Genomic DNA, 11,101 nt, shown 5'->3' on the forward strand with positions numbered 1-11,101 from the left:
GGTGTGCCGAAGGACACACCTGCTTCGTGAACTGACTCGCCGTGGCTGTCCGAGCGCAGCGCGCAGCGCGAAGCGATTCCACGGCGCACCCCGCGCACGAGCACCGCAGGTTGCCCGGAGCGAAGCGCAGGGACGCAGCCAGCAGGGTTCGCCTTTTTCTTTGCTTACTTTTCTTTTGGCGAAGACAAAGAAGTGAGTGCGCCGCCGGGCGCATACCCCGGCCCCGGAACCCAATCATCCAAAAGCTATAAAAACAATAGCAACAAGGCCAATCAAAACTAGGGCATCAAGCCCAAAAGACATCAAAACCCCATGCTCACCGTCCAAAACCTCCACCAGTACTACGGCGGCTCCCACATCCTGCGCGACGTGAGCCTCACCGCCCCCCCCCGGCAAAGTCACCGTCCTCCTCGGCCGCAACGGCGTCGGCAAGACCACCCTGCTCAAGAGCCTCATGGGCCTCGTTCCCATCCAAAGCGGCACCATCACCTGGGAAGGCCACCCCATCCAGTCCAGGACCCCCTACGACCGCGCCCGCGCCGGCATCGGCTTCGTCCCGCAGGGCCGCGAGATCTTCGGCCGCCTCACCGTCGAGGAAAACCTGCGCATGGGCCTGGCCTACAAGAGCGGCTCCACCCCCGTGCCGCCCCATCTGTACGAACTCTTTCCGGTGCTCCAGCAGATGCTCGGCCGCCGCGGCGGCGACCTGTCGGGCGGGCAGCAGCAGCAGCTCGCCATCGCGCGGGCGCTGGCGCCCAGCCCGCGCCTGCTGATCCTGGACGAGCCCACCGAGGGCATCCAGCCCAGCATCATCAAGGACATCGGCCGCGTCATCCGCCAGCTGGCCGACCACGGGCTGGACGGGCATCCGGTGTCCATCCTGCTGTGCGAGCAGTACTACGACTTCGCCGAGGAGCTGGCCGACGAGTACCTCGTGATGGAGCGCGGCGAAGTCATCGCCCGGGGCCCGGGCAGCGAGATGCAGGCCAAGGGCATCCGCCACCTCGTGGCGATCTGAACCCGCGCCCTAGGCCGGCTGCGCCGTGGCCGCCCCGGCATCCCCCGGCGGCGAAACCAGCCCCTCCACCAAGAGCTGCGTGAACGTGTCGTGCAGGGGCGATGCCGCTGCCTGGGCCACCGTGGCGATGCCCAGCTGGTAGGCGATGCGGGGGCGGAACGGGCGCGAGGCGATCGCACCGTGCGGGCAGTGCTGCGCCAGCAGGGCGTTCACGATGGAAACGCCCAGCCCCTGGGCCACGTGGGCGCAGGCCTCGCTGATGGAGTGCACCTCCAGGGCCACGCGCGGCTGCACCCGCCGCTGGCGAAACGCCATGTCGATGTCGTGGCGTATCTGCCGCTGCCGGCCCAGCAGGATCAGGCTGGCGTCGATCAGGTCGGTGGCGCCGACCTCGTTCAGGTGTTCCAGCGGGTGGCCCTTGGGCATGATGCACACGGCCTCGGAGTCGAGGCGGGCACGGGTGGCGAGCCCGGGCATTTCCATGGGCAGCCGCACCAGCCCGATGTCCGCATCGCGGCTGAGCAGTGCGCGCTCCGCGTCGTTGTACGAGCCCGACAGCACTTCCAGCACCACGTCAGGATGGGCCTGCATGAAGCGCCGGGCCAGCACGGGCATGAGCGTGGTCGCCAGGGTGCTGGGCACGGCCACCTTGAGCAGCCGGCGCTTGAAGCCGCCCAGGCGCAACTGCTCGGCATGGCGGCGAAAGCACTGGGCCGAGTCCATCAGGCCCTGGGCGTCGTGCAGCAGCGCGTGGGCTTCGGCGGTGGGGCTCAGGCGGCCTTTCTCGCGCACGAACAGGCGCAGGGCCAGGTCCTCCTCCAGCTGGGCCAGCAGCCGGCTGATGGCGGGCTGCGACAGGCCCAGGCGCTCGGCCGCGCCGGTGGTGGAGCCGCTGAGCATGATGGCGTGGAAGGCTTCGAGTTGCTTGAAGTTCATGGGCATGGAACGGTGCGCCGGCCCCCGGGATGCGCGCGCCAGCCAAAGGGCGCGCGGGGCCGTCCCGCATCTTTGCACCGGTCGCGGCCCGGCGCAAACATGCGGTCCGCTGCATAGGGTCATCCGACTTTGTCATAGCGTTGTGGCGAAGGACCCCGCTCCACAGAATCGGCAGCGTCATCCGCCAACACCGGCACGACGCCACCCCAAGGAGCAAGACGTTATGAGGCCCCCATTTCCCTTCGCACTGGCTGCCAGCGGCCTGTTCTTATCGGCCGCGCCGCCCGCTTGGGCGCAGGACCTGCAGGCGTACGGCCAGGTGCGACTGAGCATCAACCATGTCAAGACCGGCAATGCGGGCTCGGTGACGGAGGAGCGCGACAACGCGTCGCGCCTGGGCTTTCGGGGCAAGGAGGACCTGGGCGACGGCATGGCCGCCCTGTTCGGCGTGGAGATGGGGCTGGACGCGGACACCGGAGCCGCCACCACGCCCGCCTACCGCAACAGCTACGTGGCATTGCGCGGCAGCGCGGGGACGGTGGCGCTGGGCCGGCTGGATTCCGCCAATCCGACCGGATCGCCCCTGTATTCGCAGGTCACGCGCATCACCTCGTTCGCCGCCAACGACGCCGGGGCCACGGCCATCGGCACGTCGATTCTCAATGCACGCAACCGCACCTCGAACGCGGTGGGCTACCAGAGCCCCACCTGGGGCGGCGTCAACGTGCGGGCCCGCTACTACCTGCGCGGCGACCCCAAGACACCCGATCAGGAAAACGGCGCCAAGTCGCTCGACCTGGGGCTGAACTACGCGGCCGGGCCCTGGTCGGCGGGCATCGGCTACGGCCGGGACACGCGCCCGGGCGGCCTGCTGGCCAACGAGTTTTCGAGCAAGTGGCAGGTGGCGGTGCGCTACGACTTCGGTGCCATCGAGCCCTATGTGCTGCTGGGCCGCGATGCGTATGCGAAGGCCTCGGCCACCGCGCGCACCGATGTGGACTACTGGCTGGTGGGCAGCCGGTTCTCCGCCGGCCCGCACGCGCTGGTGGTCAACGTGATGCAGCGGGACGTGCAGGCCTCCGTGCGGGGCCTTCGCAAGCGCCAGCAGGTGGCGTATACGTATGCGCTGTCCAAGCGCACGGAGTTGCAGGCGTTCATCGACCGCGACGGAATCGATTCGAGCCGCAGCAATGTGGCGGTGCGCGCCGTGGGCGCAGGAGTGCGACATGATTTCTAAGGCAAGCTGTGCGGCCCTGCGGGCCTTCTTTTCGCGCCCCGTTTCCGGGCACCGGGTCCGGCCGTTGCTGGCGGCCGGTCTGGCGGGCCTGGCCCTGTGGGGGGGCGGGCGCCCATGCGGCGCCGGCCGCCGAGTTTCCCGACAAGCCGGTGCGCATCGTGATTCCGTTCCCGGCGGGTGCCGCGGCCGACACGGCCATGCGGGTGGTGGCACGCAAGATGTCGGAGCAGTGGCGCCAGCCGGTCATCATCGACAACCGGCCCGGGGCGGCCGGCTTCCAGGCGGTCGCATCGGCACCGCCCGACGGCCACACCCTGCTGATGGGGGCGGGCTCGGGCATGGTGACGGCACCGCTGCTGTCCAGCAAGCTCACGTACAACCCGTCGCGCGACTTCGTGCCCGTGGGGCGGGTGGTGGTCAACGTGCCCATCCTCACCACGCACCCGAGCCTCAAGGTCCGCACGGTGCAGGAACTCATCGCGCTGGCCCGCAAGGACCCCGGCGCGCTCAACTACAGCACCAGCGGCAACGGCAGTCCGGGGCACCTGTCGATGGAGTTGTTCCAGGCCGCCACGGGCACGCGCATGGTGCAGATCCCGTACAAGGGGGGTGGCCCGGCGGTGAACGAGCTGGCGGGCGGGTACGTGCAGCTGGGCATCAACGCCGTTCCCAGCGTGGCGGCGCAGATCAAGGCCGGCAAGCTCGTGCCGCTGGCGGTGGCCAGCGCCAAGCGGTCGCGCGCCTTCCCCGAAGTGCCGACCATGGCCGAGGCCGGTTTGAAGAACTTCGAATACGACATCTGGTATGCGCTGTTCGCTCCCGCGGGCACGCCGGCGGACCGGGTGCAGAACATCAGCAAGGTGCTCGGCGCAGCGCTGAACGACGCCGAGGTGACCGCCCTGCTCGTGACGCAGGGGGCCGAGCCGGCACCCACCACGCCGCAGGAGCTGGCGCGCTTCATGCAGGAAGACACGGCCCGCTGGGCCAAGCTGGTCAAGGACCGCAACCTCAAACTCGACTGAGGCGAGCCGTCCATGAACACGATGACGATTCCGTCGGCGGACGCCGCCGCCAGCGCCACCACCACTACCGCCGCAGCCAGCGGCGTGACCCGGCACACCTGCTGGGTCCCCATGCGCGACGGGGTGCGCCTGGCCACCGACGTGTACCTGCCGGCCCCCGGCGCCGGCCCGCTGCCGGTGTTGCTGGAGCGCACGCCCTACGGCAAGGATGCCGAAACCCGGCGCGAGCGCACGGCGGCCGACCCCCGGCCGATGCGCCGCGGCGAAGTGGCCGAGCGGTTCGCACGGGCGGGCTACGCCGTGGTGGTGCAGGACTGCCGCGGCCGCTTCGGCTCCGAAGGGCAGTTCACCAAATACCTGGGCGAGGCCCACGACGGCGCCGACACCATGGCGTGGATCACGGCGCAGCCCTGGTGCAACGGCGCGGTGGGCACCTACGGGCTGTCGTATGCCGCCCACACCCAGACCGCGCTGGCCAGCCAGCGGCCCGCGGGGCTCAAGGCGATGTTCCTCGAATGCGGCGGCTTCGCCAACGCCTACCGCGGCGGCATCCGCCATGGGGGCGCGTTCGAGATGAAGCAGGCGGTCTGGGCGCTGCGCAATGCCCTCAGCGGCAGCAACCGCATCGGGGAAGCGGCACGCCAGGCGCTGGAGCAGGCCGACATCGGCGAATGGTTCCTGCGCCTTCCCTGGACGCGGGGCGACTCGCCCCTGCAGTGGGCGCCCGAGTACGAGGACTATCTTTTCGGGCAATGGGAGCGCGGCCGCTTCGACGACCACTGGCGCCAGCCCGAGCTGTATGCGGCAGGGCACTACGGCGCGTTCGAGGGCGTGGCCGTGCTGCTGATGTGCGGCTGGTGGGACCCGTACGCCCAGACCACCACCGACAACTATCTCGGCCTTTCGCAGCGCACGCACGGCGACGTGCGCATGGTGCTGGGCCCCTGGACTCACGGCGAGCGCAGCGTGCCGTATGCGGGCGACGTGGACTTCGGGCCCGATGCGGTGCTCGACGGCACGCTGGCACCCGACTATGTGCAGATGCGGCTCGCCTGGTTCAACCACTGGCTGCGCGGGCAACCCCTGCCCGAGGGGCAGGCCGATGCCGTGCGCTACTTCCGCATGGGCGGGGGATCGGGGCGGCGCACGCCCGAAGGCCGGCTCGACCACGGCGGGTCCTGGCACCGTGCCGCCGATTGGCCCCTGCCGGGCACCACCCTCGCGCCGTGGTACCTCGCGCCGGGCGGGCTGCTGACCCGGGCCGTGCCGGAGCGCGCGGGTGAGGCGACCTTCCGCTTCGACCCCGCGAACCCCGTGCCCACCATCGGCGGCTCGGTCACCTCCGGGGAGCCCCTGATGGTGGCCGGCGCCTACGACCAGTGCACGCACGGCGGCGTGTTCGGCGCGCGGGCGCCGTTCGGGCCGCTGGCCGGACGGGACGACGTGCTGGTGTTCCAGACGCCGCCGCTCGAGTGCGACGTGGAGGTCACCGGCCCCGTGGTGATCGAGCTGTGGGTTTCGTCCACCGCGCCCGACACCGATTTCACGGCCAAGCTGATCGACCAGTACCCGCCGAGCGAAGACCATCCCGAGGGGTATGCGATGAACCTGACCGACGGCATCCTGCGCTGCCGTTACCGCGACTCGTGGGAGCACCCCGGACTGATGGTGCCTGGCGAGGCCGTGCAGATCACGATCGAGCCCATGCCCACGTCCAACCTGTTTCGCCGGGGCCACCGGATCCGGCTCGACATTTCGAGCAGCAACTTTCCGCGGTTCGACGTCAATCCCAACACCGGTGCGCCCGAGGGGAGCGCGGGGCCCCGGGTGGTGGCGTTCAACACCGTGCACATGGGGCCGGGGCGCGCGTCCCGCGTGGTGTTGCCGATGCAGGCCGTGGGTGGGGCGCCTGCCGCGGGGGCCGGCACGGGCGGATGACGCTGGCCCGGCAGGGGGCGAAGGCGCCATAGGGGAGAATGGCCGCCCGCCTTGACCATGGCAACGCGGGCCCTCTATGCTTGCCGTGCGAGCGCCTGCCGCGCGGCCGGGCGCCTCCCGCCCTCCTGCGAAGAAGGCCGGCGCGTCGCCCGCAGTTCCCAAAGGCCACCCCGAAGAGAAAGCACCGCGCTCCCATGTCCTCTTTCCCCCCTGGCGACGCCCCGGCACCCCCCCTCCCGCACCCGCAGACCTCCGTTCCCCCTTCCTTGCCTCCCGCCGCCGGCCCGCACCTGCAGCCGCGCGAGGTGACGCTGCTCAAGATCGGCCTGCGCGACTTCTCCCAACTGGCCGCCCAGTTGCCGCCCGACCAGTCCCTGGCCTGGGTGGAGCGCATCCTGGCCTGCCTGCACGGCGTGCTGGCCCGCTACGGCGCCGAGGTGGACCACCTCACCGGCGATGCCGGGGCGGTGGTCTTCGGACTGGCAGCGCCCGCCGATGCGCCGGGCGCCGATCCGGCCAGGAGCGGTGGCCCTGACGACGACGTGCACCGCGCCGCCATGTGCGCCCTGGCCCTGCAGATGGCCACGCGCGATCTCAACGACGCCTTCCTGCAAGACCGCCTGCCGTCCATCTACCTGGGCATCGGCATCGCCTGCGGCCCGGCCCTGGTGGGGGGCTTCGGCGGTGCGCCGGGCGTGCGCCAGTCGCCCGTGCTGCTGGGCGACGTGGTGGTCGAGGCCCAGCAACTGCGCACCTTCGCCCTGCGCGGGCAGGTGCTGGTCAGCGAGGCCGTGTACCAGCGCTGCTGGAGCATGGCCTCGGTGGCCCCGCCCATGCAGGTCTTCGTGAAGGGGCGCGACGAGCCGCTGTCCATGCGCGAACTGGTGGCGGTGCCCAGCCGCAAGCTCAAGGTGCCGCGCCAGGAGTTCCGCCGCAGCCACCGCGTGGAGGCGCGCCTGCCGTGCAGCTGGCAACTGGTGCAGGACGGCATGGTCATGCCCCATGCCGTGCCTGGCATCCTGCGCGACATGGGCTACCACGGCGCGCTGCTGGAGCTGAACGGCACCGTGCCGCTGCATGGCGAGCTGCGCCTGGCCTTCGACCTGCCGCTGGTGCACTACCCGGCCCGGGACGTGTACGCCCGCGTGGTCACCCTCAAGCCGGTGGGCGATCAGGTGCTGGCGGGGGTGGAGTTCACCGCGACCAGCGCGGAGTTCGATGCGCGTGTGCGGCGGTTCGTGCAGGGGATGGTGGCGGGTTGAGCATTCGGTAATCCCGAAGAGGCTGCGGCTTGGCAATTCATCCGCCGTCTTTGTCTTGGTCCAAAAAGTGGCCGAAACTCTGCGAAAGAAGATAAGGAACCATGGACCCCGCCACCCACCACCAGCTCGACTGCCAGTAGGCGATGGCCCAGCAGGCCCAGGCAAACCAGATTGTTGCCGTTTGAAGATAGTCGGAGGGTTTCCGTTTGCTCATCGGGTGACCTTAACGCCGTTGAGTCCCCATCTCACATACACCAGGTAAGGAAGGATACGTGCCGTGCCCGCTGGCGTGGCCAGCATGATCGGAACCCGGGCCTGCGCTGCCACGATCAGATTGGTGGGCCGCCCGATGCGCGCCATATAGACACCTGGACCATAGATGCCATGACGGGGGAAAGCGCTGGCTCGGATCACTCCGGTGCGTGCTATCCCTGCAGCACCGGCTGTCGTAGTGAAGTGAATCAGGTTCTTGGGCAGAGCGGCGAATCCATAACCTGCCGTTCCGAGCGTGAGTGCGGTGGTTGGTGCTATTTCGGGTGTCCATAACACCGCGACGGCGCCGGGGAGGTGTGCCAATGGAGCCCAAGGGCTTCTGGAGTTCACCGCGATGTCGGCCCAATACTGCGCCGCGTTGTCACCGGCCAGCGTCGAGGCCTGGTACAACTGCTGGAGTTGGAGGATGAACCGGCGCATCGGGCCTGGATCGGATATTTCGACGGGCTTGCTGCAGCCGTCGCGTCGACACATCAACGTTGTTCGGTCATCCATCCCTCGGCGCTGTGGTTATACGGTGAGCTTACCTGCCGCCGTCCCACGTGCGATGCTGGCGCCTCGCGTGCCGGCTTACGCGCCCAGTCGCTCCGCCAGCCCCACCAGACTCTCCGCATGCCAGTCGTTTCCCGCCTGCGGTGACACGTCCTTGGGCCTCGCCCTTCCAAACTCCCATGGCCGCTCGATGTAGGCCGTCCGCAGCCCGCATTCCCGCGCCGCCGCCAAGTCCTCGTGGTGGGCCGCCACCATCATCACCTGCCCCGGCGCCAGGTCGAACGTGCGGGCCACGCCCTGGTACACCGAGGGATCGGGCTTGTACGCGCGGAACACCTCGGCGCTCAGGATGCAGTCCCAGGGCAGGCCGGCCCGCTTGGCCATGTTCGTCAGCAGGCCGATGTTGCCGTTGGAGAGCGTGGTGATCGTGTAGCGGCGCTTCAGGCGCTGCAGGCCTTCCACGCTGTCGGGCCAGGGGTCGAGCCGGTGCCACACGCGGTTCAGGTGCTGGCGCTCGGGCTCGGTCAGGTGCTGCAGGCCGAAGCGGGGCAGCAGGCCGTCCAGGATCAGGCGGTGCAGTTCGTCGATGCGGGTCCAACCCAGTTCGCCGCTGCGCACGCGCTGCATGGCGGGCTGGTAGCCCTCGCGCCAGGCCAGCGCGAAGGCGTCGGCGTCCACCTGCGGATAAAGGGCCTGCACCTCGCGCACGATGCTTCCGTGCCAGTCCACCACGGTGCCGAAGATGTCGAAGGCCAGCACGCGCACGCCGTGCCAGGGTTGGTCGTTCATGGGGACTCCTTGGGGGGATGGATGCAAAGAGGATTCGCGGGGCCGCAAGGCCGCTGCCGCCAAAGCATAGCGGCGCGTTCTGCGATGTCCCCCGGCCTGCGGAGCGCGGCGGAGCGCGGCGGAGCGTGATATGGTCTTTGGCCTGCGGGTTAACCCTGATCTGCTTGCCCGCCAGCCGTTCCTCCATGACCACGCCTTCGATTCCTCCCCCTTGCGCCGACGCCCCGGCGGCCGCTATCTCTCCCACTGCCCCCGCGCGGGACGACCGCACGCTGCTGCGCGCCGTGCTGGCGCTGGGCCTGGGCGGGTTTTCCATCGGTACCGGCGAGTTCGTCATCATGGGCCTGCTGCCCGAGGTGGCGCGCGACATCGGGGTGAGCATTCCTCAGGCGGGCCATGTCATCAGCGCCTATGCGCTGGGCGTGGTGATCGGCGCGCCGGTGCTGGCCGTGCTGGCGGCGGGCTGGGGCCGGCGGGCATTGCTGATCGCGTTGATGGGGGTGTATGCGCTGGGCAATTTCGCCTCGGCGATGGCGCCCGGATACCTGTCGCTGAACGTGCTGCGCTTCGTGACGGGGCTGCCGCACGGCACGTACTTCGGCGTCGCGGCGCTGGTGGCGGCGTCGCTCGCGCCACCGGGGCGGCGCGCCCACGCGGTGGGGCTGGTGATGCTGGGGCTGACCGGGGCCACCCTGCTGGGGGTGCCGATCGCGGCGTGGCTGGGGCAGGTGTTCGGCTGGCGCGCGGCGTTCGTCTTCGTGGGGCTGATCGCGGTGGCGGCCATGGCCATGGTGCGCCGGGGCGTGCCTTACCAGCCGCCGGCCGAAGGCGCCAGCCCCTGGCGCGAGCTGGGCGCCCTGCGGCGCAAGCAGGTGTGGCTCACGCTGGGCATCGGCGCGATCGGCTTCGGCGGCATGTTCTCGGTGTTCAGCTACATCAAGCCCACGCTGACCGAGGTGGCCGGGCTGCCGCTGGCCGGTGTGCCGCTGGTGCTGGCGCTGTTCGGCGCGGGCATGGTGGCGGGCAACCTGGTGGGCGCCCGCCTGGCGGACAAATCGCTGATGCGCACGATCGGCGGGCTGCTGCTGTGGTCCATCGTGGTGCTGGGCGGCTTCGTGTTCGCGGCGCACCATGTGGTCACGGCGGCCGCGGCGACATTCCTGCTGGGCACGATCGTCGCCATCGGCCCGGCGCTGCAGATCCGGCTGATGGACGTGGCGGGTGAGGCGCAGACCCTGGCCGCAGCCCTCAACCACTCGGCCTTCAATTGCGCCAACGCGCTGGGCGCCTGGCTGGGCGGCGTGGCGATCACGGCCGGCCTGGGCTGGACCTCCACCGGCTGGGTGGGCGTGCTGCTGGCCTTGGGCGGGCTGGCGGTGTTCGGGTGGTCCCTGGCGGCGGACCGCGCCGCGCGCAGGGCGGGCTGACGCCCCCCCCTCAAGCCACGGGCGTGGCGCGGGAGCGCCGCCAGTGGCCGATGCCCGACATCACCATCACGCAGCACACGAGCCATGCCCCGCCGGTGAGCCAGCCGGCGAGCACGTCGCTGGCAAAGTGCACCTGCAGCACCACGCGGCTCCAGCCCACGGTGAACACGGTGGCCACCGCCACCAGCACGGCCGGCAGGTGCCAGCGCGCGGGCAGCAGGCGCAGCGCCAGATAGGCCAGCATGCCGTAGGCCACCAGCGAGCTGCTGCTGTGCCCGCTCGGAAAGCTGAAGCCGTCGGCCACGGCGATCTCGTGCGTGTGCACCGGCCGCACGCGTTCGAAGGTGTGCTTGAAGCCGCGCGTGAGCAGCCCGTTGCCGGCCAGCGCCGCCGTCCAGCCCAGGGCCAGCAGGCGGTCACGGCGCAGCCAGAGGGCGGCGGCCACCGCCACGGCCAGCACCGTCAGCACGGCGGTGTCGCCGGCATGGGTCAGGTTCGCGAACAGGGTGAGCGTGGCCACGCTGGCGGTGGCGCGCAGCGTGGCGGCCAGGGTGTCGTCGAACAGGGCCCACGCGGTGGGCGCGGCCCATTCCTCTGCGATGGCGGCCAGCGCCTGCGCGCACGCCAGCAGCAGCAGGGCAGCCACGCACAGGGTGGCCAGCAGCCGCGCGCGGCGTTTGCGGCGCCGCCCAGCGCTCGGTCCAGGG

10 protein-coding genes and 1 pseudogene are annotated in these 11,101 nt (G+C 70.4%); 6 read left to right on the plus strand and 5 right to left on the minus strand.

Features of this window, described 5'->3' with window-relative positions; genetic code table 11:
- Positions 1–312: 312 nt before the first annotated feature.
- Positions 313–1,018 (plus strand): annotated as a pseudogene (gene urtE, locus AC27IO_RS15020) (urea ABC transporter ATP-binding subunit UrtE).
- A 9-nt stretch (positions 1,019–1,027) separates the two neighbouring features.
- On the opposite strand, the gene AC27IO_RS15025 reads toward urtE, so the two are convergent.
- On the minus strand, positions 1,028–1,954 hold the full coding sequence (locus tag AC27IO_RS15025) for a LysR family transcriptional regulator (RefSeq protein ID WP_284429125.1): 927 nt from the start codon (positions 1,952–1,954) through the stop codon (positions 1,028–1,030).
- Between the two features lie 223 nt (positions 1,955–2,177).
- On the opposite strand from AC27IO_RS15025, the gene AC27IO_RS15030 reads away from it, so the two are divergent.
- The 4 genes from AC27IO_RS15030 to AC27IO_RS15045 all read left to right on the plus strand — a co-directional run bounded on the left by AC27IO_RS15030 (position 2,178) and on the right by AC27IO_RS15045 (position 7,413).
- Complete coding sequence (locus tag AC27IO_RS15030; protein WP_498739455.1) at positions 2,178–3,191, plus strand: porin; 1,014 nt, start codon at positions 2,178–2,180, stop codon at positions 3,189–3,191.
- Positions 3,192–3,340: 149 nt separating this feature from the next.
- Positions 3,341–4,213, plus strand: coding sequence for a Bug family tripartite tricarboxylate transporter substrate binding protein (locus tag AC27IO_RS15035; RefSeq protein WP_498739457.1), 873 nt, complete (start codon positions 3,341–3,343; stop codon positions 4,211–4,213).
- A gap of 21 nt (positions 4,214–4,234) precedes the next feature.
- Entirely contained in the window at positions 4,235–6,151 is a 1,917-nt protein-coding gene (locus tag AC27IO_RS15040) for a CocE/NonD family hydrolase (protein ID WP_498739464.1), read from the plus strand.
- Positions 6,152–6,345: 194 nt separating this feature from the next.
- Positions 6,346–7,413 (plus strand): adenylate/guanylate cyclase domain-containing protein, encoded by a 1,068-nt coding sequence (locus tag AC27IO_RS15045; protein ID WP_498739459.1) that lies wholly within the window; start codon positions 6,346–6,348, stop codon positions 7,411–7,413.
- A 37-nt stretch (positions 7,414–7,450) separates the two neighbouring features.
- Here the strand turns inward: AC27IO_RS15045 and AC27IO_RS15050 are convergent, their stop codons facing one another.
- The 3 genes from AC27IO_RS15050 to AC27IO_RS15060 form a co-directional block, all read right to left on the minus strand.
- Positions 7,451–7,627, minus strand: coding sequence for a hypothetical protein (locus AC27IO_RS15050; RefSeq protein WP_284429121.1), 177 nt, complete (start codon positions 7,625–7,627; stop codon positions 7,451–7,453).
- On the minus strand, positions 7,624–8,181 hold the full coding sequence (locus tag AC27IO_RS15055; RefSeq protein WP_284429120.1) for a hypothetical protein: 558 nt from the start codon (positions 8,179–8,181) through the stop codon (positions 7,624–7,626). The genes AC27IO_RS15050 and AC27IO_RS15055 overlap by 4 nt, the downstream gene beginning before the upstream one ends.
- A 75-nt stretch (positions 8,182–8,256) precedes the next feature.
- On the minus strand, positions 8,257–8,967 hold the full coding sequence (locus AC27IO_RS15060) for a haloacid dehalogenase type II (RefSeq protein ID WP_284429119.1): 711 nt from the start codon (positions 8,965–8,967) through the stop codon (positions 8,257–8,259).
- 185 nt (positions 8,968–9,152) lie between these two features.
- Here AC27IO_RS15060 and AC27IO_RS15065 point away from each other — a divergent pair, with 185 nt between their 5' ends.
- The gene (locus tag AC27IO_RS15065; protein ID WP_284429118.1) at positions 9,153–10,394 is read left to right on the plus strand and encodes an MFS transporter; all 1,242 of its coding nucleotides are present in this window, start codon (positions 9,153–9,155) and stop codon (positions 10,392–10,394) included.
- A 10-nt stretch (positions 10,395–10,404) separates the two neighbouring features.
- On the opposite strand, the gene AC27IO_RS15070 is transcribed toward AC27IO_RS15065, so the two are convergent.
- A partial coding sequence (locus AC27IO_RS15070) for a phosphatase PAP2 family protein (RefSeq protein ID WP_498739462.1) occupies positions 10,405–11,101 on the minus strand: 697 nt, incomplete at its 5' end.

Source organism: Acidovorax sp. KNOB132 (assembly GCF_057541515.1).